The organism is Microbacterium sp. Leaf161, assembly GCF_001423645.1.
Taxonomy (GTDB): Bacteria; Actinomycetota; Actinomycetes; order Actinomycetales; family Microbacteriaceae; genus Microbacterium; species Microbacterium forte.
This window is the reverse complement of the sequence record NZ_LMOW01000001.1, coordinates 460,210-484,776: the sequence shown is the minus strand read 5'-3', so window position 1 is coordinate 484,776 and position 24,567 is coordinate 460,210. Positions and strand designations below refer to the sequence as shown.

The window sequence follows — 24,567 nt, the reverse complement described above, 5'->3', positions numbered from 1 at the left end:
TACGATGGTCTTATGGATCTTCTTGTCGTCGGATCGGGCTTCTTCGGTCTGACCATCGCTGAACGCGCTGCAGCTGCAGGTCGGAAGGTCACGGTCATCGACCGTCGCCACCACATCGGGGGCAATGCATACAGCGAGAACGAGCCGAAGACGGGGATCGAGGTGCACAGGTACGGTGCGCACCTCTTCCACACTTCCAACCCGACGGTCTGGGAGTACGTCAACCGGTTCACGACGTTTACGAACTACGTCCACCGGGTGCACACGAACCACAACGGTGTTGTGTTCCCTCTCCCGATCAACCTCGGAACGATCAACCAGTTCTTCAACGCGGCGCACTCGCCTGACCAGGCGCGCGCGCTCATCACAGAGCTGGCCGGGGAGTTTGACCCGAAGGGCGCGCAGAACCTGGAGGAGCGTGGCATCGGCCTGATCGGCCGGCCGCTGTACGAGGCGTTCATCCGTGACTACACGGCGAAGCAGTGGCAGACGGACCCCAAGGATCTCCCGGCCGAGATCATCAGCCGTCTGCCGGTGCGCTACACCTACGACAACCGCTACTTCAACGACACGTGGGAGGGCCTGCCGACCGACGGGTACACCGCGTGGATCGAGCGGATGGCCGACCACGGGAACATCGAAGTCAAGCTCGACGTCGACTTCTTCGACGAGTCGCAGCCGTTGAACAAGAACGCCACCGTCGGCCAGGTGCCCGTCATCTACACCGGCCCGGTCGACCGCTACTTCGACTACGCCGAGGGTGAGCTGTCGTGGCGCACGCTCGACTTCGAGGAAGAGGTGCTCCACACGGGCGACTTCCAGGGCACTCCCGTGATGAACTACGCCGACGCGAACGTCCCCTACACGCGCATCCACGAGTTCCGTCACTTCCACCCCGAGCGCGAGGATCGCTACCCGAAGGACAAGACGGTCATCATGCGCGAGTTCTCGCGCTTCGCCACGCGTGACGACGAGCCGTACTACCCCGTCAACACGCCGACCGACCGTGCCGGTCTACTGGCGTACCGCGAGTTGACCAAGGGCGAGAGCGGGGTGCACTTCGGCGGTCGCCTCGGCACCTACCAGTACCTCGACATGCACATGGCGATCGGCTCCGCGCTGTCGATGTGGAACAACGAGCTCGCATGATTCGTCCGCTTTGGGGCGGGCGGGATCGAACGAGAAAGACCGACAAGCACGCCCTGGTCGTGGGCCCGTACCGTGTGCACAACTTCGGGGACGATCTGATCGGTGCGGTCATCGCGAAGCGGCTGCAGAAGGAGGGCTATCGCGTCTCCATTCCCAAGTTGTCGGTCGAGAACTCCCGATGGCTGGGGACGCGTTACGCAGAAACGTACGACGGGTTGTTCGCGACAGCAGATCTCGTTGTCGTCGGCGGCGGTGGCATCATGTCGGATACGGCCGGGGCCAAGCCTGGAGCTTCGTACCTTGAGATCGTCGCTAAGGCAATAGCCCAGGGCGCCCTGACAGACCAGCCGATGGTGGTCACTGGTGTTGGTGCGGGGCCGTGGCTTCGCGATAAGTCGCGTCGCTTGGCACTTGAGATCTCGGGTCGAGCTCAGTTCGTCGGCGTTCGAGACCGGGAGTCGCAGGAGCACCTGAGCAGACTCGGTGTCGAAGAAAACAAGATCGTCGCGGGGGCGGATCTCGCGTTGCTCACCTCGGACTATCTACGATTCCGACGTCGGCGCAGCCGAGGGCGGACGATCGGGCTTCAGTTCGACATCGCCCAGTTCGAAGACATGAGGGAGAACCCCCACCTGGCCACGGTCGAAGCCGCAGTTGCCGGATTCGCGAACAGCAGCGCACGAAACATGGTGCTCGTCAGCAATGGACGTCACCGCTCACAACTGGCTGACGCCGCTCCGGACTGCGAACTCCTGCGGTATACGACGCTGAAGGATTTCTTGCCTCGGCTGGCAGACCTCGACGGGCTCATGACGTCCCACCTGCATCTCGCGATCACCGCCTATTCTCAGCGCATCCCGTCATTCTCGCTGTACGTCCGAGAGAAGACGCGTCGGTTCTACGATCAGATCGGTCACCCCGAACGAGCAGTGGATCTGCGAACCGCAACTCCGGACGACGTGCGTCGTCTGATCGCAGCCATGGAAACCGCACGATGGAGTCCGTTTGACGAGGAGAGGCTCCGGCAGCTGAAAGCGCAGTCACGCCAACTTCTTCATCTGCTTCCCTGAAGATTCCGGTTGCGACGCACGGCCGTCAGTACGAACGTGCGCGTACTGGCCGGAGTGCGCGCATCACGAGCTGGGCGTCCATGCCGAGGTCAAGATCGACCAAAGACTGGACCTCATCAGGGGTCAGGTGAGCGATCTTCTGCCGCGCTCCTTGGAACACCCCATGCACCACGTCAGCAACCATGTCCGAGGTATCGGGTTCCAGACCGCGAGATCCCAGTTCCCGAATCATCGCCAGGTAGCTGAGGTAATAGCCCTTCGCTGAGCGAAGATCATCGAGTCCGGTAATCGTCGAGCCGGGGCGGATTCGACGCGCGTAGAAATCCGTGCGCACATGGGCGACGCGTTTCGCATGCAGCAGCAGGGAGAAGGTGTACGGGTTGTCCTGATGCACGATCCCCGGAATGAACCGGGTTCCGAGATCACGCACGAAGGCAGTGCGTGCGAGATACAGGCCCACATGCGGACGGTAGTCGCGCTGGTGGCGCATGTCGGCGAGCATCTGGATCCCGGATCTCACCTTCCGGTACTCCTGCGAACGCTGGTAGTAGGTCGCGTATCGCTCCCAGATGGATTTATCGACGTCACCGTCACGGAACGCGAAAGAGTCGAAGAGCAGGAGATCGAGCCGTTCGGAGTCCGCGTGACCCACAAGATCAGAGAGTGAATCCTCCTGCCACAAATCATCGCTGTCGAGGTAGATGACATACCGGCCGGCCGTCTCAGCGAATCCCCTGTTTCGCCCGACGGATTGTCCGCTGTTCGGCTGGGTGACGATCCGGACGCGCTCATCCTTCTCCGCGAAGCGCTGGAGGATACGTTCCGACCCGTCCGTCGAACCGTCATTCACGCAGATGACCTCGAGTGTCGGCCCTGTCTGGGCAAGCACGCTGGAAAGGCAATCCTCAAGCCAGTCGACCGAGTTGTAGACCGGTATCACGACGCTGACGTCGGGACTATCGACACGGGGCAGAGGTGTCCACGAGCGAACGGGATGCGGCGTCGGAACGCTCTTAGCCGGTAGGGCAGATCCGGCGATCCCGCCGGAAGGTTTGTTACGACGAACCGAAACGCCGCGAATCGACTTGAGAGCGCGCGGCAACCGCGTAGCAGCGCGACCGATTCGGTAGGAGAGCGAGGACTCCAGTTGGCGCAAGCGCGCCACAGCAGCATCTCGCTGTCGACGGGCGCTTGCAAGTTCTTCGGCGAAGTCGTGCTCGTTGCCAGTCATCTTTCCGTAATCTCCCATGGGTGCATGGACAACGTACAGTACGCCGCGCGTTCGAGCGCGTTGAGCCAGACCCGTACAATCGAGCATATGACTGGCTCGGGGGCGTTCGCACAGCGGCGTTGGCACACTGATGATTTCCTTCTTCGACTCTCGAGTGGCGAGGAGTTGACGTGCTCGCCGAAGGATCTTGAGACATGGAGCGGCCACGAGAGGGATTCAAGCGACGGGGCAGCTTTTGGCGTTCCGAGTCTCGCTCTCGTTGCTAGTGACTCGACGCGACACGAGCGGCTCTCCGTCCTGCGATCTGATGCGTGGGAAGACCGCACTTTGGAGGTTTTCGGCGCGCGGACCCGTTCGCTGTGGGCGCTCGACGCCCTGGCTGGTCGAGCGACCGGCTTCGGACATGATTGGGCGTCCTTTCGCTCCGCCGTGATCCAAGAGACTGCTCCCGACAGCATGCGCCTCTCGAAGCTCGCCGGTGTTCCGCTAGACCGGCTGTTCGGGTTGGTAGTTACCCTTCACGAGCGTGACCTCGACCGCGAGGCTGAGAAAGCGATTCTGTCGCTGATCGCGCAGAGGTTCATCGCCGGGGACTCCTTTAAGAAGGAGGACCCAGGATCCCTGCTCGAGAGACTGATGCAGAACAGCATGATCGATCAAGCAAGAGCAGTATTGCCACTTGTGAAGAAGGGCACCTGGCTGACACACGTCGTCTCAGTCCAGTTGGCTCATCCGCGCTCGGGGGGCGCGGTCGTCAGCATGCTTGCAGAGTTGAACGAGCCATACCGCCGGTTGGGCATCGAGGACATCGAGCTGGGCGTCACAGGGTCGACCTCCTTCGACGGTCTTCGGGCCACGCCTCAGGCGCTGGTGGCAGAAGGACCACTCGTCAGTGTTGGTTTGATCTACGATCGCCCCGATGAGGCACTGCTTGTCTCTGTGCGCTCGATCATCACGCAGACTTACCAGAACTGGGAGCTGCTGCTGCTGGGGTCGTCAGCCACCCCGGCCCTCGAGGAGCTCGTCAGGTCGGATGAACGTATCCGATCGATTGAGGTTGAGACGCCCGAGATCGGCGGGCGGAGCACGCGGAACGTGGCCCTTCGCGAGGCCCGGGGCGAGTTCTTCACACTGCAGGGGGCGGACTCATGGGCGCATCCCCACCGGCTCGAGGTACAGGTCCATGACCTGTTGATCAGCCCGTCACGTATGGCAAATGCGGTCCACGCGCTCGGCGTCTCCGAGCATCTCGATGTAATAACCGCCTCCGGTTCCACATTGACAGTGTCGGACTCGACGCTTCTGTTCCGCCGGGACATCACGCTTGAGACCATAGGCTTCTTTGACGTTGCCAGCCCCGTCATCGACGCCGAATACCGAATGAGGCTCGAAGCGGCCAGTAAGACCAAGGTCGGACTGCTCGTTCCTGGCGCGCCACTGGTCCTTGATCTGGTCTCGAACACGCAGGAGAACCGCGAAGGCCTGTGGGTATCGACCGCGACGTTGGCTCACCTCGCGGCAGCGCGGTACCGCGCGCAGCTCGTCGAGGCGGGCAAGACGGATTCGCATGTGAAGCCCTCCGAGCCGAGTGCGGAGATGCCATGGTCCGACTTGACTGATGGTCTGCCGAGCCGCGAGTTTGACATCATCGTCGTGCTCGATGGTCGGGAACTATCGTCGCGCCGTGGTTTCTTGCGTACGGTCATGGCCGAGCTGTCGGCGGCTCGTGATGCCGGGCAACGTATCGCTCTCGTGCAGTCCTACTCGATGCTCGGCCCGCGAGCGAACGCATACTTCCCAGCCGTCTTGCAGGGCATGATCAACGGCAAACAGGTCACCCTCCTGGACGATGACGCCGATGCCAGTGCCGAGGTCGTCATCGTTCGCCACGCCGGCGCAGCGCAAGGACACCCACAAGAGAGGCGCCCGATCAAGACCAAGCGGGTCATCGTGGTGGAGGATGCGCGAGCCGGTGACGAGCGTGGTCGCACGGTGGCGAGCATCGACGTCGTCGAGACAGTCGGTTCGTGGTTCGGTGTCGAACCAGAATGGGTGACTGCCCGACCGGAGATGCCCATACCTGCTGTCACGGCGGTTTCGTTCGGCGCATCTGGTGCTCGCCTGATGATCTCGGATACCTCACCGACGCGAATTCGGAGCGTTCGGCTGAGCAACGGAGAGACGAACGTCACTTTCGTGCCGACCGTGGTCGGGGCAGAACTCGTCTCGGCGATTGCCGCATCGGGCGCGGTTGGTGCCGGCGAGTGGCGCGCGACGGTCGACGTGGACGCCGGCGGCGGCCACGTGGTCGAACAGATGTGCCCTGTCTCGCCTGATGCGGTGCTGTGGAACAGTGCCGACAGCGTCGTCGTGAGGGTCGCGAACGGATCTCTGAGGCATCTTCCGGATGTGTCGACCACCGATGCTCCGAGCAGCAGCGATTTCAGCCAGGAGTATCTGACGGCGACGGTCGCCGAAGCGATCGTCGACCAAGGACATATCACTCTCACGCTCAAAGAGAACAGCGCTGCACCGATCGCGGGCGTCTACGCATTGCGCGAAGTTGACGACGGGGTCGTCCGGCGGCGCGATTTCACCGCGACCACTGGCGCGGACGGACATAAGAGCTGGCGACGCACTCTCGCGAAGTTCGCGGGCTCGCGCTGGCGGCTCTTCGGGAGTTTCCAGACCCCGCTTGGACGAGTGGAGTTCCCACTCGTTCTCAACGCGACGGCGACGACGAGGGGTACGAAGGACTGGCAGCCCCAGATCTTGACCGGGGGACGCATCTATCTCGCGCCTCCGGTTCCCGGTCGCATCGCGTCCGCAGGTCATCGCGTGTCGAAAGCAGCACAGGGAGCAATCCTTGATCCGGCGTGGAAAGCCCTGCGAACGATCGCGCCGCGCGGGAATGCGAAGAACGAGGTCGTGTTCGGCGCACAGCACACCGCCTCTCGGCTGACGAGTACGCCCGTCGTTTCAATGGTCATGCCCGTCTACAACGTCGAGCCCTATCTCGATGTGGCCATTTCATCTGTGCTCGATCAGAGTTTCTCGGATCTTGAGCTCATCATCGTCGACGATGCCTCGACGGATAACGGCCGCTCGATCATAGAGAAATACTGGAAGAAGGACCGCAGGGTTCGAGTCTTTGCTCTCGACCACAACACGCTGGGTGGAGCGGGGATTCCGAGCAACGTCGGCATCCGCGCAGCGCTTGGGGACTATATCGCTTTTGCAGACAGTGACGATCACGTCTCACCTGGCGGGCTCGCGGCGCTCGTCGCGGCCGCGAAGAGCAGTTCCGCCGACCTCGCCATCGGAGACTTCAGAACGTTTACCGCGGAAGATGCAACCGGGACCGAATCCTACGATCGCGGCGTGTGGGGTGACCTGCCCATCGGGCAAGTGATCTCGGCAGTCACGAATCCGGATCTCTTCCGCCTATCGCCGGTTCCGTGGCGAAAGCTCTATCGTCGCGAGTTCTTACAGGAGCACCGCATCCTGTACCCCGAGGGCGATTACTTCTACGAGGACAACCCGCTTCACTGGTTCGTGCTCTCTCGCGCGCAGCGCGTGGTTCTGTGCGATACGGTCGTGAGCTTCCACCGCATGGAACGCGAAGGCCAGACGATGAGCGCCCAGACCTACAAGCTCGGCGCCTTCGTGAATCACGCCAACACGATCTTGCGATTCTTGGATGGCGCGAAGGGCGAGAGTCGCACGCAGCTGTTCGAGTCATTCATCGGGTACCTGGACCGTACCCACTGGACCGCCACTCGACAGACACAACCGGCGGCATCGGCGCTCGTCAAGCGAGGGTTCGGCGAGGTCTACCGCAAGGCCGTGGCAGCAGCTCCGGGTGTCAAGCTCTCCGCCCGAACCAAGACACGTATGGCCGAAGACCAGGCAGCGTATCCGGACGTCGACCTGACGATCGTGATTCCCGTGTTCAACAACGCCGATCTTGTCGGCGGCACCCTCGACTCCTTGCTCACCTTGCGAGGGATCAGCTTCAACATCCTGCTTGTCGACGACGGCTCGACGGATGAGTCGTTGGCCGTCATCCGGGAGTACGAATCCCGTCACGCCAACGTGCACGTGTTCGCACAGGGGAATAAGGGTGCCGGTCGTGCACGCAACTCAGTGATTCCGTTGAGTACCGGCCGATACACCTACTTCCTCGATGCCGACGACCATGTCGACAGCCGGTCGCTGGCGGCGGCCGTTCGGCAGGCCGACGCGACCTCAGCAGATCTTCTCTTCGTGAAGTACCGGATCGACTATGTGGACGAGGGACGCAGCCGGGGCATGTTCGATGCCGATCGCGACTTGTGGAAGCAGGCGGCAGAGGCGAGAACAGAGGCGGACAAGGAGAGCCTGGCGGCCCGGCTGATCAACTATCCGTGGAACCGGATCATCCGTACCACGCTTTTGCACGACGCCAACATCTTCTTCGGTGCGACGGTGGTGCATAACGATGTCTTGTTCCACTGGCACAGCATCGCGAGCGCGAGCGCGATCGAGTTCTTTGATGCCGAAGTGTGCGTCCACCGAAAGTTCGCGATCCGCAAACAGGTGACCAACGTGAACGACGCACGCCGCATGGCTGTACTGGAGGCGCTGCGCGATACGCACGCGCGTATCTCTCACCTCGACCACTACGACGATGTGCGAGAAGAGTGGGTGAAGTTCGCGGCCCACTTGCTGAGTTGGGCGCAGGGACGTGTCCCCGCCGAGCTGCAGGGCGAGTACGCGCGGAGACGCGCGGTAATCTCGCAGTCCTTCGAAAAAGATTGAGCCTCGTTGCCCCGGTGCTGATGCGCCGGGGCAACGGAGCCGACGCGAGGGGGCAACTTCGTGCGCCGACGTGCAAGCGGTCAGCGAGCGCGCAACCAGCCTTTTGCGCGATGTGCCAGCGGCCGCAGCCCGGGGAGACGTCGAAGCGTGTGCCTGCCGAGCGGGGCGACCCAGCCCCAAACGCGAACGCCAATCTCAGCGGGCGCAACTGCACCGCTCAAGCCCGTGGAATGGGAACGAGCGGCGTAGAAGGCGAACAGCTCGAGCAGAAGCCCCGCATCCTCCAACGTGGGAGATGGGGACATCTCCGGCTGGGGCGCGCCCTGCAGGAGATCGTCGTAGAGGCGAGCGTATTCGCGGTCGAGAACTCGGCGTGCGCTGGTGATCGAGGCCGCCGAGAGCCGGCGATAGGTCGCGTCGTCGCGCATTGTACGGATGATCTGAGCGGCGAGTCCTTCGGCGTCGCCCTGCGGAACCGAAACGATCCCTTCGTTGTCCTGAACGAGCGTGAGCCAGGGCAGGTCGTACATGAACACAGGCAGTCCGCGCGCTTGAGCCTCGGCGATGGTCAGTTGGTATCCCTCGATCAGGCTCGTAGTCACGAAGGCGTCAGCCGCGTCCATCGCCGCGACCAGGCGCTCGCCGCGGAGAGCTCCAATTGCGACGACAGCGTCCGCCACTCCGCTTTGCCTGGCACGAGCGTTGAACTTCCGCGCCGTCACGTCGTCCCAGTCGGGGCCGATCACCGTGATCGAGAACGAGGCTCCCAACGCACGCAACTGCGTGCCGATCTCGATCAGTTCGTAGACCTGCTTCGTGCGCTGTTCCAGTCGCCCCCACCAGACCAGTCGGATCTTCTCGCCTGGCGCGCGCCTTTCTGGTGGGTGGGAGAGGCTGTCGAGCAGCAACGGTGACGGCGGGTTGGGCGCATACGAAACGTGATCGATACCGCGGAGCCGGAAATAGGCCACGTCGAGGGGGGAAAGCACGGCGATGTGGGCAAGCGTGCCGCTGCATGTTTCGATGAGTCGTAGGCGATCAGTGCCATCGAGAATCGGCCGAGCAATGAAGTTGTGGATCCACCCGATCGTCACTGCACCCTCTGCGCGCGCAGCAAGCGCGAATTCGGGCCAGTACTGGGTGTACAGCATCTGATGGTCGATGACCACGTCTATCTTGCGCTCGCTGCAGATCGCTTGCCATTCCTTCAACCGGCCAAGCAGATCGCGTGACGCGAGCTCTACGAAATCGACCCCATCCGGCACGGCGTGTGGCTCGCTACTCGGACTTCGCGCCACTACGGTCACGTGGTAGCCGGCGTCGGTCAGGTAGCGCGCTTGAGACGTGAGGACTGCAGAGACGCCACCGGTTCGGAGATTCGATGTCGCCAGCAACACGTTTCGCACCTCCTTACCACCGAGGGATGGCCGCGGCATGTGGTACTTCAGGATCTTCAAGGTTGCCGGGTAAAACCGCGCCGCTGCGCGGATCACGTCTTCCGCGGGAGCGAGTGAGACGAGGAGGTTCAGCGATGAGCTGAGCAAACCGGGGTCGCTGCGCTCGACGAGCTGGAAGCAGACGTAACCGATGATCGACAGCCGGGTCGATGCGTATGAAGACGTCAGCGGGGTGGCATCCGCTCGCTCGCTCGCGAGCTGCTCCACGGCAGGGCCGATGCTGTCTATCGAGCGGATAGCCGATGCGTAGAACTCGGCCCGATCGAGAGAATCTACTCGATGACCGCTTCCGCCCCGCCCGAAGTGATACCGGTACAGCTTCTCGTTCACAGACACGTAGCTCTCGGCGATAGCTGCGGCAAGGAACATCAGCGGCAAGTCATTGATACGCGGCAGGGCGAGCTCGCTTGGAAGAAGCGAGTAGGCCGTGCGGAGAATCTCGATCCGGAAGAGATACCGCCACAACTGCCCCTGGGCGGGCTTGTCGATGGGGAAAAGGCCGGCGAGTACCTCATCGCCGCGCAGTTCGGCATGGATCGGCTGTAGCCGCCGCTCGTAGGCATTGCCCGTACGGCCGTCTCTCTCGACGATCGTCACACCGAATCCGATGAGGTCTGCGTCAGAGGAGATGGCGAGGGAGAGCGCCGTCTCAGCCGCAGCCGGTACAAGCTCGTCGTCACCGTCCAAGAAGAGCAGATGCCGAGCGCGTGCGGCGAACACACCGGTGCGGCGTGCCTGGAACGCAGAGACGTTGCTCTCAAGGCGAATCAGTCGCACTCGATCGTCGAGTGAGGCGAAGCGCTCGATGACGACGTCGGTGCCATCGGTTGACGCGTCGTCGATGCAGACGATCTCGACATCGTGGAGCGTCTGCGCGAGCGCACTTTCGATCGCGGAGGCTATGGTGGTCACGTCGTTGAAGACCGGAATCACGATCGACACAAGCGGGACAGTCATCGGCTCGACTCTACTCGGTCGGGTTCGGCTAGACACACCAGTAGCCTGAGGGCATGAAGATCGCCATCGCAGGGACCGGATACGTCGGCCTGTCCAACGCCGTCATCCTCGCCCAGCACCACGAGGTGTTCGCCGTCGACATCGACCCTGCGAAGGTGGAGATGCTCAGTCGTCGGGTGTCGCCCATCGCCGACGTCGAGCTCGAGGACTACCTCGCCACGCACGAACTCGACCTCACGGCGACGGTCGATGCTGACGCCGCCTATCGGGATGCCGAGTTCGTCGTCGTCGCGACGCCGACGAACTACGACGAGGTCACCAACTACTTCGACACCTCGTCGGTCGAGAACGTCATCGACACCGTGCTCGCGGTGAACCCCGACGCCGCGATCGTGATCAAGTCGACCGTGCCGGTCGGGTTCACGGCGCGTATGAAAGCCGAACATCCGCAGTCGAAAATCGTCTTCTCGCCGGAGTTCCTGCGCGAGGGGCGCGCGCTGCACGACAACCTCTATCCCTCGCGCATCGTCGTCGGAGACCGGGGCCCCGTCGGAGAGCGTTTCGCCGAACTTCTGCTCGAGGGAGCGATCGCCACCGACGTGCCGGTGCTGCTCACCGAGTCGACCGAGGCCGAGGCGATCAAGCTCTTCGCCAACACCTACCTGGCGCTGCGCGTGGCGTACTTCAACGAACTCGACACCTATGCGGTCGTGCACGGGCTCGACACCAAGCAGATCATCGAGGGCGTGGGACTCGACCCGCGCATCGGGTCGCACTACAATAACCCCTCCTTCGGCTACGGCGGATACTGCCTGCCGAAGGACACCAAGCAGCTGCTCGCGAACTACTCCAAGGTGCCGCAGAACCTCATCGCCGCAATCGTCGATGCCAACAGCACCCGCAAGGATTTCGTCGCCACCGACATCCTGGCCCGAGAGCCCCGCACCGTCGGCGTCTACCGCCTCGTCATGAAATCGGGGTCTGACAACTTCCGGGCGTCGTCGATCCAAGGCATCATGAAGCGCATCAAGGCGAAGGGCGTCGTGGTGGTCGTCTACGAGCCGTCCCTCGACGAAGACGAGTTCTTCCACTCGGAGGTCGTGCGCGACCTCGACGAGTTCAAGGCCAGGGCCGATGTCATCATCGCCAACCGCGCGACCGATGCCCTCGACGACGTCGCCCACAAGATCTACACGCGCGACATCTACGGCCGCGACTGAGTCGCCTCACGGGTGGCGGAATCGGCGGGTGGGGTAACATAATCCGATATGCCGCCCCGGGTGCACACTCACCGCGCACCGGGGTAGAGAGAGGTAGAGGATTCCGAATGGGAGCGATGGCTGTGCCCGCGACCGCCGGTCTGACCGAGGTGGGAAAGCGACCTCCATTCGGTGAGTATCTCGCAACCACGTGGCGTATGCGCATGTTTGCGCTGCGGCTGGCGGGCAGCCGCCTGGTTGCAAGCCTGTTGCCCAATCGCCTCGGCGTGCTCTGGATTGTCCTCAAACCGCTGTCTCTCGCGATCATCTACGGAGTGATCTTCCACTTCATTCTTTCGGGGCCTGCTCGCCCGGAGAATTTCGTGCAGTTCCTCATTGTCGGCGTCTTTATCTTCGAGTTCTTCACTGGTTGCTTCGGCACGGGCTCGAAAGCAATCACGAGCAACACCAAACTCGTGCAGAGCTTCGGCTTCCCGCGTATTCTTTTGCCGATCTCCGTCGTCGCCGAGCAGGCCATGCGGATGGTGCCAGTGATTTTGCTGCTCGGCATTCTCCTGCTCGTGCTCGGCGAACCGATCTCCTGGTCCTGGCTGCTAGTGATCCCGACGCTAGCGGGGATGGGGTTGTTCAATCTCGGAGTCGCTTTCGTGGTCGCCCGCATCTCGGTACGCACGCGTGACGTGCAGCAGCTGGTCCCGATCATCAGCCGCGTGCTTTTCTACGTCAGCGGCATTTTTTTCGACGTCGATGGAGCGCTTGCCGAGTACCCGGTGTTGCTGACGATCGTGCACCTCAACCCGATCTACGAGTTCATCGCCATCGCGCGAGATGTGCTGCTCGACGGCTACTCGGCGCCGTTGCTCGCATGGGTCGCTGCTCCGATCTGGGCGCTGGTGACGCTTGTCGGCGGCGCCATCTTCTTCTGGCGCGCAGAGGAGAGGTACGGGCTCAGTGACTGATCTTCTTCTTCCCACCGGGCGCGCGAGCGTCGGAGATCGCGTGCGTCGGCCGATGATCGTCGCCGACGACGTACATATCAACTACCGCGTCTACGCTTCTGGCAAGCGGATGACGGCGCGCGAGTCTCTGACTAGTATGCGATCCTTCAGAGGCGGACGCGATCTGCAGACCGTCCCCGCGCTGCGAGGAGTGAGCTTCACCGCTACAGAAGGCGAGTCGATCGGCGTCGTCGGGCACAACGGCTCGGGCAAATCGACGCTCTTCCGGGCGATGACCGGTCTTATCCCGCCCTCGGAGGGGCGCATCTTCGCCAGAGAGCGCCCCGTGCTGCTCGGGGTGAACGCGGCTCTCGTGCCCGAGCTCTCGGGCGAGAACAACATCCGCCTCGGGCTGTTGGCGATGGGTTTCACCCCGGAAGAAGCGGCCGAGCACGTCGACGAGATTGCCGACTTCGCCGAGCTCAACGACTTCATCTATCACCCCATGCGCACATACTCCTCCGGGATGGCGGCGCGGTTGCGATTCGCGATCGCCTCGGCCAAGGCGCACTCGATCCTGCTCATCGACGAAGCGCTCGCCGTGGGAGACCGGCGATTCCGGGCCAAGAGCGAGAAGCGCATCAACGAGCTGCGCGACAGCGCCGGCCTGGTGATGATCGTCAGCCACTCGGTTGGATCGCTCAAGGAGACCTGCGAGCGGGTGCTGTGGGTGCACAAGGGCGAGCTCATCGCCGATGGCCCCACCGACGACGTCATCGATGAATACGTCGCGTGGACGAAGAACCCGGGTTCCAGTGCCGTCGGAGCGGCGTCGGCACCTAAACCCTCGACGAAGAACGCTCCCGTCGCCGTTGGCTTCGACGCCGGTGGCGTCGAGCAACCAGAGAACGACCGTGTCGCGGGCGGGGCGCCCGTCGCAGCCGCGCTGTCGTCCGGCGCTGAGGAGCCCCGCGCTCGCGCCCGACGCGACCGGCATCGCCGGGCCGAGAGGCGCACGAGGAAGCGCAGCGTTCTGTTGATGGTGCTCTCCGGTGTCGCTGTGCTTCTCGCGGTGGCCGCCGGTGCGATCATCGGAACGCTGAGCAGCGTCGCCGCACCGGTCGACACCGAACCGTCCGTGCGTCCCACGCCCGAGCAGTCCACACCTGCGCCGGTTCCGGTGATCAAGAGCTTCACCGCGAACACGGCGACCGTCGAATGCGCCTCGGAAGAGGCCGAAGGCCAGGTGCTGCTGAGCTGGCAGATCGACGACGCCGAGAGTGTCGCGATCGCCGCGGGGGAGACGCAGGTCGACGCGCTCGAGCTGCCGATCGCCGCAGCCCTGCCGTCGAATCTCACCGACCGTGCCGTTCCGTTCACCTGTGCGGCGGAGACGGTCGTCTATACGGTGACCGCGGAGAACGAGGACGGCGTGCGAGTCAGCGCGCCCGTCACCGTCACGCGCGTGCTGCCCGTCGAGACCGAAGAGCCCGAGGAGAACACGGGTCCTGTTCGGCGCCCGTCGCAGACGCCCGTGCCCGAGCCTGTTGCTCCGTCTGAGCCTGCGCCCCCCGCCGAGACGCCGACGCCGCCGACTGATCCCGGCACGGACCCCGGAACCGGCACGGACCCCGGAACCGGCACAGACCCCGGAACCGGCACAGACCCCGGAACCGGCACGGACCCCGGAACCGGCACAGACCCCGTCACGATCATCCCCTGATCGCAACGGCATGCCCGGTGCCGCGCGGCATCCGTGAACGGCTCGCATCGGCGAACAGACTAGATTTACCTCATGCGCCGCCGGGTTCCACGATCGTCCAGAGCGCCCCGCGCCACCCGAACTTTCGTGTCGCTCACGGGCCCCGCGGGCAACATCGGCGACGCGCTCATCCGCCGCGAGACGCTCGCATGGGCGGTGGGCACGAGTGACGAGCTGGTCGCCTACACCGGAGATGCACCCGATGTCTGGCTGAGGCAACTGGGTCTGTCTGCCGAGTCCCTCGTTTTGCGGACCAAGAAGTCGGTGCCTCGTTGGCTCCGGCTTCTCGTTCTGGTTCCGCGTCACCCCGTGCTGGTGTTCGAAGCGGGAGAGATCCCGCTCGACCGGGGCAACGGTCTCAGGGAGCTCGTCTTCCTGGCCGAGACTCTGATCGTCCGACTCAAGGGCGGGGTGGTCGTCCGTCCACCGAGGGGGATCCGTGCGCCCTCGTGGCCGGCCCTCGCCATTCATCGCCTGGCGGCTCGCCTCTCGCAGGTGACGCTGTGGCGTGACGAAGCCACGCTGACGACCGCGCGGTGTGGCAGGCTCGCACCGGACATCGGCTTCTCGGCGGGGACACGCGCCGGGCTCCCCTGGGGTGAGCGCTCCGAATTGCTGGTGAGTCTGCGGGGTGCGCGCCCGCTGCCGGATGCGGAGTGGCTGGATGCAGTGCGTGAGACCGCCGAGCGTGCAGGCCTCTCGATCCGCACCGTCGTGCAGGTGCGCGAAGACGAGAGCCGAGCGCGTGAGCTCGCGCAGCTGCTCGGCGGCGAGTTCGACGCCTGGGGTGACACCGATCCCCTCGTGCAGGAAGAGAGCCTGCGGCACCGCTACGACGCGGCGCAGATCGTCGTCAGCGACCGCATGCACGTGCTCGTGCTCGCCGCTCTGAGCGGGGCGGTTCCCGTCGAACTGGTTCCCGGCCCCACGATGAAGATCACGAAGGCGTTCGCGGCCATCGGGCTGCACGGCATTTCGGTCGACTCGTCCGCGAGCGACCAGACGCGCATGCGCGCGGCGCTTCTCCCGACGCCGGAACGCGCGGCGGAGGTCTCCGAACGTGTGCGCATAGCGGCGGCGACGCTCGAGGGCATTCGGCAGGAGATCCGCGACACTGTGCGTCGGGTGCGAGCATGACCCACGCGGCGGCGCGAGCCGCGTCCGCGCGCATCCTGTTCCTCTCACACAGTCATCCTTTCGGTGCTTTCCGGGTCGGCAGCCACCACTACGCGCGTGTGCTCGCCGAACGCGGAGCGGACGTCGTGCATCTGAGCACCCCGATCTCGCTCATCCACCGGTTGACCGGACGGGTCGATCGTCAGCAGCTGGCAGGCGTGCCGCGCCGCGCTCACCGAGACGTTGACGGGGTGCTGCAGGTCGTCCCGCGCACGATCCTGCCGGCGCCGGTCGGAGCTCCCCGCGTCGCCCGGATGCTGCAGCACGAAGGCATCGCCGGGGGATTCGACGCCGTGCTCATCGATCAGCCGCTGCTGTGGGACGCCTCTGTGCGATCGCTCTCGCATCGCGTGATCTATCGACCCACCGATCTCTACCCCGGTGGGGTGAAACACGCCCTGCAGCGTCGCATTCTCGACGAGGTCGACGGCGTGATCGCCACCTCCGACGAAGTCCTGCGCGGACTCGGCACCCTGGGCACCCCCTCGCTCGTGCTGGGCAACGGGGCTGAGGTCGCCCGTTTCGCACCGCAGGTCGGCGAGGATCGCTCCCGTGCGGCGCGGTGCGTTTACGTCGGGGCGCTCGACGACCGATTCGACTGGGAGCGCGTCGTCGCCTGGGCGCGAGCACGACCAGACGTCGGCTTCGTCATCGCCGGTCCAGACGCCCGCCCGCCGCAACCGGTGCCGTCGAACGTCGACATCATCGGGCCCGTTCCCTACGCCGAGGTTCCGGCGTTGCTGCACACGGCGCGCGTCGGCCTTCTGCCGCTCTCCGACAGTCCGCTCAATGCCGGCCGCAGCCCGATGAAGCTCTACGAGTACCTCGCGGCGGGGCTCGCCGTCGTGGCGCGTGAGACGCCCGGAATCCGCGCCTCACCCCACCTCGGCATCGAGGTGTACGACGACGACCGAGGTGCGGATGCCGCGCTCGAACGCGCCCTGGGACACCCGTCGCCGAACCACGCCGGCATGGACGCGGCATCCTCCGCGTCGTGGGGGCGCAAGACCGACTCGCTCGAGGACTTCCTCTGGTCGGTCGAGCGACGCCGAACCTAGTCAGCCGAGCAGTCGGGTGATCGTCTCAGAGACGATCCCCGCGGTGCGATTCCAGTCGTAGCCCTCGGGTGGCGCGACCCGTCGCCGGGCGGCCACGGCGTCGGTCAATGCGTGCGCCCACTCCTGCGCATCGCCCGGGGAGGACACCGCGTGACCGCGGTCTCCGACGATCTCCGCGACCGATTCGCACCCTGCCCAGTACACGACAGGGGTGCCGCAGCGGACCGACTCCAGGGCCGGGAGGCCGAACCCCTCGAGCGTCGAGGGCATCACGGTCGCCGCAGCGCCCCGATAGAGATCAGCGAGCCTCTCGTCGTCGACTCCGTTCACCCAGCGCACTCGGGCGTCGACGAGCCGCTGCGTCGCCCTGGTCTCGAGGTCGGCGATCTCGCGCTCGGGAACCACGGCGACGAGGCGCACGTCGCGCGCCGAGACCAGGGCGTCGAGGACCACGTCGAGATTCTTGTGGGCGCGGCCGTTGCCGACGAACAGCACGTAGGGATCCGACTGCTGCAGCGCGCCTGAGCGGGGGTGGAAGGCGTCAGAGCACCCATTGCCCGCATTGACGATCTCGACATCGTCGTCGTTCACCCACGAACGAAGCGCTCGGGCCGATGTCTCGGAGACGGTGAGCACGGTGCCTGCTCTGCGGACGACGTTTCTGACCGGACCGGAGTAGTAGGCGGCGAACTTCCAGCGGTCGAGCCCCGGGGCGCTCAGCTGGATGAGATCGTGCAGCGTGAGCAGCTGCTTTCGAGCTCGAACGAGCGCACCGTAGCCGGGCGAATAGACGAGAGCGCCGGGAGCAGCGGCGGCACCCACGGAACGGAACGCGTCGACCGCGGAGAACGGGGTGCCACCGAGATGCAGGGGTGCCCAGGGCAGAGTCAGCCGGGGGAGGACCTCTGCGGCATAGCGGCCGATGCCGTGCGTGCCGCGATACCGGTCGTCGACGAGAACGGTCACGCGCTCCTCGTCTCCGGCTGGCGTGCGCCGTCGATAGACTCCGCCACCCACTCCCTGATGCGATCGGCGAACACGGCTTCGGAGAACTTCTCCGCCTGCGTTCGGCAGGCGTCGGGTGAGACGCCGGCGGCCACCTCGACCGCACGGCGCAGCTCGTCGCGCGACCAGTCCTCGACGAACGCGCCGGTGCTGCCGTCGACGATCGTCTCGGCCGTCCCGCCCACGGCGGCGGCGATCACCGGTCGGCCTGCTGCCATGGCCTCCACGGGGACGATGCCGAAGTCCTCCACCGCGGGGAAGATGAGGGCGATGCAGCGCTGCAGCAGCGCCCGGTAGAGCTCCGCTCCCGGCGACCGCACGAAGAAGACCCGACCGGGTGCGCGCTCCTCGGCGAGCGAGCGCAGACGTGCCTCGTCCGGTCCCGCACCGGCGAGAACGACGGGCACGTCTGCGGCGATGCCGGCCTCGATCACGAGATCCAGTCGCTTGTAGGGGATGAATCGGGAGAAGCCGAGGAGGAAGGTCTCAGGCAGCAGCGCGAGGGCGTCCTCGTCGCGTTCGTCCGGTTCGGGTGCGCGGAGGAAACCCGTCACATCGACGGGAGGGTGGATCACCGTGCTCTCGCGATGCCACGCCTGCTCGATGCGCTTCTGCACGAACACGCTGTTCGCGGCGATCGCGACTGGTTCCTGAGCACGCCTGCGATCGAGCCCCTTCAGCATGTTCGCGGCGGCCCTCGCGGCGAACGTGTCGCCGCGCACATCGAGCTCGGGGTTCCAGATGTAGCGCGCCGGGGTGTGGGCGTAGACGAGCTTCGGGGCGCCGCGCCCGGAGCCCCCGAATCTCGCATGGTGCGCGAAGAGATGCGAGCTCGTGAGGATCCAGTCCGCATCGATGCTCGGAAGAGTCCGCCAGGCGAGCGGCATCAGACCGACGGCTGCGGCCTTGCGTCCGCGCAGCGGTGTGCGGGCCAGCCATGTCTCGCCATCGACGACGAAGCGGCCTTCGCTCTCATTCCACAGGCAATAGCGCGCTGCGTCCGGGAAGACCCGGCTGAGTGCCTCGAAGACGTTCTCGGAGCCGCCTCTCGGAGCGAGCCATTCGTGCACCAGCACACCGCTCACAGCGCCGACCTCGCACCACAGGGCACGCGGGCGCGCAGTGTCGGCTGGGCCTCTGCAAGCATGCGTCGAGTCTAGGGAAGTTCTCGGCGGGCGGGCCCAGGGCGGCTGTCAGGTTCGTCCCGAGTACGACCCGATACATTGGAGACGAACACTCGGGGGAAAGGACATGATGGCTCTGCGCGCGACGAAGAAGACGATCATCATCGCGAGCGCGGTCACCGTGCTCCTTGTCGGCGGCGGTGCTGCGGCTGCGATGGTGATCTCCGGACAGCAGGCCCAGCCTCGCGCCGAGGCATCGCCATCGCCTGAGGCCACTCCCGAGCCGGTCGTGACCGAACAGCCGGCCGTGGTCCCTGTCACGAACGTCGCGCGGGCCTCGGTCGACGCATGGACGCTCGCGGACCGCAGAGTAGTAGGCACGGTCCTTCCCGAGGTCGGCGACGCGGCGCAGGGCGCCGTGTCGCTGCGCGTGGATGCGCCGGCCGACGATGCGGACATCATCGCTGCGTCCGCACCCGTCGCGCTCGCTCCGAGCACGGACTACACGCTCCGAGTATCCGTGCGGGTGCTCGCCGAGGAGAAGACCGAGACCGGGGTTCGCCTGAACGTGGCGGGTCAGACCTTCACGCTTCCCGAGTTGGATGCGGAGTGGGAGACGATCGAGTTCCCGTTCACGTCGGCGAGCGATCAGCCCGCCGCGTCGACGTTCGACGTCGCGTTCTCCGGTGCCGTGCGAGGTTTCGGGATCGACGACGTGTCGATCACCGCGGCCGGCGGCGACAACCTCGTGCCCAACGGATCGTTCGAGGCCGTGCAGACGCCGGCCGGCATCGTCAACGACTCTCTGATCATGACCGACGAATCCGCTCTGCTCGCCGTCTCGCTCGCTGAAGGGCCCGTGCAGTGGAGCGCCACGTCGACGTCCGGTGGTGAGCCGATCACCGGCGAGTTCGGTTCCACGGGTCCGCTTTCCGCCCTGCCCCTGACCGGCGTATCGCAGGGACACTACACGGTCGCCGTCAACGACTCCGCGGGTCGGCAGATCCAGACGGATGTCGCTGTGATCGACGCCGACGGCTTCGCCGTGGCCCAGGACGGCCGCTTCGGGGTGGGAGCGCATGTCGAGAAGGAGGCCTTCGTCGGCACGGGTTCGCTGGCGGCTGCGATCGGCTTCGCCGAGGTGCGCAACGACATCTCGTGGGAGCGGAACGAGAAGGTCGCCGGGCAGTACGCGTGGGATGAGAACTATGTGCGCGAGTTCGAGCGCATGCACGCGAACGACGTGAAGCTGCTGGGCCTCGTCGTCTACGGCAACAGGCTCTACGGCGCCAGGAAGGCACCGGGCAATGAGACCTCGATCCAGGCATACGGCGCCTATGCGAAGGCCGTCGCCGACAGGTTCGACCTCGTCGGACTCGAGGTGCTGAACGAGTTCAACCATCGTGAGAACGACACGGCGTGCGGGGCGGCGCCGGCGTGCTACGTGCCCATCGCGCAGTCGGTCCGCGACCACGTCAGCACGGCGTATCCGGAGCTCCCGATCGTCACCGGTTCCACCGCACTCTACGACCGCGATTGGTTCGTCGGGTTCTGGCAGGCCGGCGGGATGGGCGTGACCGATGTGGCGAGCTACCACCCGTACGAATCGTGGATCAACCGCGACGCCGATCTGATCGCGGAAACCGTGCAGCAGTCCTACGCCGACATGCAGGAGACCGCGGGGGAGACCCGGCCCGTGTGGGTGACCGAGATGGGGTTCCCGACGCACTATGCAGGAGTCTCGCTGCTCGAGCAGGGGCAGATGATGGTGCGCAACCAGGCGCTTGCCTTCGCCAACGGCGTCGAGAAGTACTTCTGGTACGACCTGGTGAACGACACCCCCGACCCCGCTGCGGGCGAAGCGAACTTCGGGCTCTATGAGAACGCACCACGTGCAGGCGTCGTCGCTCTCGCTCCGAAGCCCGGGGCTTTCGCCCAGGCGCTGATGATCACTCAGCTGCGCGACAAGGCCTTCACCTCGGATGAATCCGACGAGCAGACCTCGGTCGAGGTCTTCGGTTCAGGAGATGAGGCGACGCGCATCGCGTGGGCGCCGCAGGGCGAGGTGCAGCGCACCTTCACGTCCGACGTTCCCCTGGTTGTCACCGACATGTCCGGAAACACCGAGACGATCGAGCCCGAGGACGGCGAGGTCTCGCTGACTCTCGGCGCGTCTCCGATCTTCATCTCCTCGGAGTCCGAGTGAGCGCGGACGGGGCGGCTTCAGGCGTCGCCGGTACAATTCACCAGATCACCCCCGCACGAAAGGTACGTCGTCCATGAGCGCAGAGCGTCAGGATGCGCAGGGCATCGACGAGCGGATGCCGGGCCGTCAGCGGCGGCGGCGCCGAATCTGGACCGTTGTCATCCTGGTCATCATCGCCTTCCTCATCGCGGTGTGCTGGGTGGGACTGCGCGCGATCACGGTGAAGGACCGACTCGTCCAGAGCCAGGACCTCATCTCGGAGATCCAGGGCGGTGGCGACGTCGACGATGCGCTCCCTCAGCTCTCCGAAAGCGCCGCCAGCGCCGGTGCCGCGGCGTCCGACCCTGTGTGGTGGGTCATGGAGTGGGTCCCGGTCGTGGGCGACAACCTCAAAGGTGTGCGCCTCGCGGCGCAGTCGCTCGACGCACTCGTCAACGGCGTCGCCGTGCCGGTGATGGGTGACGAGGATTCCACCGGATCGATCACCGAGCGGCTCCTCGATGCCACAGACGACCAGGCGACGCACATCACCGAGCTCGCCGACGGACTGGAGTCCGTCTCCAAGTCGCCCTTCCTGGTCTCCGTCGTGCGCGAGGGAGTCGATCAGGTCGACGAGGTGATGTCGGCGGCCGCCCCGATGATCGGGGTCCTTCCGAAACTGCTCGGCGGCGACGGCGAGCGCAAGTATCTCCTCGTCTTCCAGAACAACGCCGAAACGCTCGCGCTCGGGGGCAGCGCCGCCGCCCAGACTCTCGTGAAGGTCGATGAGGGGTCGATCGCGATCGGCGCGCAGGGAGACAGCGGCAACTATCAGAACGGCGTCGCTGTCGACGTGGAGGTGCCCCCGAACGCCATCCAGCTGTACACGCGCTATCTCGTCGACCACATCAACACGAGCATGAGCCGCCCCGACTTCCCCACCGCAGCGAAGATCATGCGTGCCTGGTGGCAGCGCGACATCGCAGACGACGAGATCGCCGGTGTGGTCTCGATCGATCCGCTGGCGCTGGGGCGCATCCTCAAGGCGACGGGCCCCATCGAGCTCGCCTCGGGCGAGGTCCTCTCCGAAGAGAACGCGGTCTCCCTGCTGCTGAGCGAGGTCTACGGGCGCTGGGACTCGTACAAGGAGCCCGAACTCGTCGACGGATTTTTCGCCGACACGGCTGCCGCGGTCTTCGACAAGATCGCCGCCGGTGACTTCGATCTGAAGGACATGCTGTGGGCCATCACGGAGAGCGCGTCTCACGGCAGTGTGCTGGTCTGGAGCGACGACGAGCAGGTGGCTGAGGCGATCGAAGGGGCCAAGATCAGCGGGGTGCTTCCGGCGGACAACTCCAACGTGACCACCATGGGCATCTACTTCAACAACAGCAACGGCTCGAAGATCGACTACTTCACGGAGACGGCGACGACGGCCACTGCCGTGTGCGAAGCAGACACGGCGACGTTCACGGCCACCGCATCGCTCACGTTGCCGCTGACGCAGCGCCAGGCCGAGGCGCTGCCGCGCTATGTGCAGAGCATGACCTTCGGCGCCCGGTTCCGCGATTGGATCTTCGTCTACGGTCCTCCGGGGACCACGCTCGCGGATGCGACCTTCAACGGTGACGAGGTGTCGGTCATGCATCGTGACATCGATGATCTCGGTCGGCCGGTGGTCGCGTTCGAGGCCTGGTTCGACCCGGGGGATTCGGTCGACGTCACCGCGACGTTCGTCGGCGGCGATGACGACTACGGCCCTCTCGAGGTGAGGACCAACCCGATGGTGCGGGGCGCGAAGCCCGTCGTCACGGACGGCTGCTCCGGCTGAGGCCTGTCCCCGATTCCGGGCAGACCGATATACTTGCTCGCGTTCTGGCGTCAGTACAGCCGAGGGGGGTGAGAGTCGTCGTCGTTCAAGTCGAGCACGGTGGCTTCAGTGCCCCGCGTGAGTCGACGAGCACCGCCCAGGTTCGCGTGAAGAAGATGCGGCGACCAGCGTGGACTCGGCTCTACGCGAGTCGCCTCTTCTACAACGACGTGGTGGTCGTGCTGGTCACGCTGATCGTCGCCGCGATCATCGTGCTTCCCGGGCTTCTGACCGGTGTGTCCTGGCCCAGCGGACCCCGAGTGTCGTACCTGGTCGTGCTCGCATCGATCGGCATCCTCTGGCTGATCGCCTTGGACGTGGCGGATTCGCGGGACCGCCACACCGTCGGGCACGGAGCGGATGAATACCGACGCATCGTCAACGCGTCGATCGGAGTGTTCGCGGTCACCGTCGCGATCGCGTTCTTCCTCGGGATGGAGCTCTCCCGGGCCCTCGTCGCTGTCGTCTTCCCCCTCGGTCTGGTGCTTCTGCTGCTGTCGCGATGGATGTGCCGCCAGTGGCTGCGTGGTCGGCAGAAGACGGGGCAGTATCTGCACAGGGCGGTCGTGATCGGCGAGCCGTCGAAGGTGGCCCTCGTCGGGCGCGAGATCCGGCGGGCGAAGAGCAGCGGGTACGAGATCCTCGGGGTGATCACCGAGAGCACCTCCGCTGCCGACATCTCGGGCTTCGAGGTGCTCGGCGACATCGCCAACGTCGAGAGGGTGCTCGATGAGGTGCGCTTCGACGCCCTGATCATCGTCGGATCCGACGATCTCGACCCTCTGACGATGCGCCGCCTCGGGTACTCCGTCTCCGACCGAGATATCCAACTCATCATGGCCCCCGTGCTGACGGATATCGCGGGGCCTCGCATGCATGCGACACCTGTCGCCGGTCTGCCGCTTGTGCACGTCGACTTCCCGCGCATGGAAGGCGCCAAGCGCTTCCTCAAGCGGGCCTTCGACATCGTCGGGTCCTCGCTGCTGCTCGTCGTCATGTCGCCGGTCTTCCTCATCGCCGCCATTGCGATCCGCGTCGACGGGCCGGGTGGCATCTTCTTCCGTCAGGAGCGGATCGGACGCGGAGGACACACCTTCGGCATGCTGAAGTTCCGGTCGATGGTGGCCGACGCCGACGACCAGCTCGCGACTCTTCTCGACCTGCAGGGCGACGCCGGCACGCCGCTGTTCAAGATCAACGACGACCCGCGCATCACCAGGGTCGGACGCTTCTTCCGCAGGCACTCCATCGACGAGCTGCCCCAGCTGGTCAACGTGTTTCTCGGGCATATGAGTCTCGTGGGCCCGCGACCCCAACGTGCCTCGGAGGTCGCGCTCTACGATGACTTCGCGCATCGTCGTCTGCTCGTCAAGCCCGGCATGAGCGGGTTGTGGCAGGTCAGCGGACGCTCCTCGCTCTCGTGGGAGGAGACCATCCGTCTCGACCTGTACTACGTCGAGAACTGGTCGCTCATGCAGGACCTCATCATCCTGTTCCGCACCGTCCGCACCGTGGTCGCCCCCGGTGCGACTGCGCACTGAGTCCGGGTCGCGAAGATTCCCGAC

At 65.1% G+C, this 24,567-nt stretch carries 15 protein-coding genes; 11 read left to right on the top strand and 4 right to left on the bottom strand.

Annotation, left to right across the window (positions count from 1 at the left end):
- Positions 1–12 precede the first annotated feature (12 nt).
- On the top strand, positions 13–1,149 hold the full coding sequence (glf, locus tag ASF87_RS02420; protein ID WP_056373876.1) for a UDP-galactopyranose mutase: 1,137 nt from the start codon (positions 13–15) through the stop codon (positions 1,147–1,149).
- Positions 1,146–2,219 carry a polysaccharide pyruvyl transferase family protein gene (locus ASF87_RS02415; protein WP_056373874.1) on the top strand — a complete coding sequence of 358 codons (1,074 nt, stop codon included), beginning with the start codon at positions 1,146–1,148 and terminating at the stop codon, positions 2,217–2,219. Before glf ends, ASF87_RS02415 begins: the two co-directional genes overlap by 4 nt.
- A 25-nt stretch (positions 2,220–2,244) precedes the next feature.
- Here ASF87_RS02415 and ASF87_RS02410 read toward each other — a convergent pair whose 3' ends face one another.
- Positions 2,245–3,450: a glycosyltransferase gene (locus tag ASF87_RS02410; protein ID WP_162238667.1), complete on the bottom strand. Its 1,206-nt coding sequence runs from the start codon at positions 3,448–3,450 to the stop codon at positions 2,245–2,247.
- Positions 3,451–3,474: 24 nt separating this feature from the next.
- Between ASF87_RS02410 and ASF87_RS02405 the strand changes: the two genes are divergently transcribed.
- Positions 3,475–8,250 (top strand): glycosyltransferase family 2 protein, encoded by a 4,776-nt coding sequence (locus ASF87_RS02405; RefSeq protein WP_082508724.1) that lies wholly within the window; start codon positions 3,475–3,477, stop codon positions 8,248–8,250.
- Between the two features lie 80 nt (positions 8,251–8,330).
- Here the strand turns inward: ASF87_RS02405 and ASF87_RS02400 are convergent, their stop codons facing one another.
- Positions 8,331–10,664 (bottom strand): glycosyltransferase, encoded by a 2,334-nt coding sequence (locus ASF87_RS02400; protein WP_056373869.1) that lies wholly within the window; start codon positions 10,662–10,664, stop codon positions 8,331–8,333.
- Positions 10,665–10,717: 53 nt separating this feature from the next.
- On the opposite strand from ASF87_RS02400, the gene ASF87_RS02395 reads away from it, so the two are divergent.
- The 5 genes from ASF87_RS02395 to ASF87_RS02375 all read left to right on the top strand — a co-directional run bounded on the left by ASF87_RS02395 (position 10,718) and on the right by ASF87_RS02375 (position 16,818).
- On the top strand, positions 10,718–11,884 hold the full coding sequence (locus tag ASF87_RS02395) for a nucleotide sugar dehydrogenase (protein WP_056373867.1): 1,167 nt from the start codon (positions 10,718–10,720) through the stop codon (positions 11,882–11,884).
- Between the two features lie 107 nt (positions 11,885–11,991).
- Positions 11,992–12,843, top strand: coding sequence for an ABC transporter permease (locus tag ASF87_RS02390; RefSeq protein ID WP_056373865.1), 852 nt, complete (start codon positions 11,992–11,994; stop codon positions 12,841–12,843).
- Positions 12,836–14,545, top strand: coding sequence for an ABC transporter ATP-binding protein (locus ASF87_RS17950; protein ID WP_235558847.1), 1,710 nt, complete (start codon positions 12,836–12,838; stop codon positions 14,543–14,545). The genes ASF87_RS02390 and ASF87_RS17950 overlap by 8 nt, the downstream gene beginning before the upstream one ends.
- Positions 14,546–14,671: 126 nt before the next feature.
- Positions 14,672–15,721 (top strand): polysaccharide pyruvyl transferase family protein, encoded by a 1,050-nt coding sequence (locus tag ASF87_RS02380; RefSeq protein ID WP_056373864.1) that lies wholly within the window; start codon positions 14,672–14,674, stop codon positions 15,719–15,721.
- Positions 15,718–16,818: a glycosyltransferase family protein gene (locus tag ASF87_RS02375; RefSeq protein WP_056373863.1), complete on the top strand. Its 1,101-nt coding sequence runs from the start codon at positions 15,718–15,720 to the stop codon at positions 16,816–16,818. Before ASF87_RS02380 ends, ASF87_RS02375 begins: the two co-directional genes overlap by 4 nt.
- On the opposite strand, the gene ASF87_RS02370 is transcribed toward ASF87_RS02375, so the two are convergent.
- Positions 16,819–17,784, bottom strand: a complete 966-nt coding sequence (locus ASF87_RS02370) for a glycosyltransferase family 4 protein (RefSeq protein ID WP_056373861.1) — start codon at positions 17,782–17,784, stop codon at positions 16,819–16,821.
- Positions 17,781–18,908 carry a glycosyltransferase gene (locus ASF87_RS02365; RefSeq protein WP_056373859.1) on the bottom strand — a complete coding sequence of 376 codons (1,128 nt, stop codon included), beginning with the start codon at positions 18,906–18,908 and terminating at the stop codon, positions 17,781–17,783. Before ASF87_RS02365 ends, ASF87_RS02370 begins: the two co-directional genes overlap by 4 nt.
- Positions 18,909–19,074: 166 nt before the next feature.
- Here ASF87_RS02365 and ASF87_RS02360 point away from each other — a divergent pair, with 166 nt between their 5' ends.
- The 3 genes from ASF87_RS02360 to ASF87_RS02350 all read left to right on the top strand — a co-directional run bounded on the left by ASF87_RS02360 (position 19,075) and on the right by ASF87_RS02350 (position 24,543).
- Positions 19,075–21,153 (top strand): hypothetical protein, encoded by a 2,079-nt coding sequence (locus ASF87_RS02360; protein WP_056373857.1) that lies wholly within the window; start codon positions 19,075–19,077, stop codon positions 21,151–21,153.
- Between the two features lie 73 nt (positions 21,154–21,226).
- Complete coding sequence (locus tag ASF87_RS02355; protein WP_056373855.1) at positions 21,227–22,963, top strand: DUF4012 domain-containing protein; 1,737 nt, start codon at positions 21,227–21,229, stop codon at positions 22,961–22,963.
- A 155-nt stretch (positions 22,964–23,118) separates the two neighbouring features.
- The gene (locus ASF87_RS02350) at positions 23,119–24,543 is read left to right on the top strand and encodes a sugar transferase (protein WP_056376294.1); all 1,425 of its coding nucleotides are present in this window, start codon (positions 23,119–23,121) and stop codon (positions 24,541–24,543) included.
- The last annotated feature ends 24 nt before the right edge of the window (positions 24,544–24,567 follow it).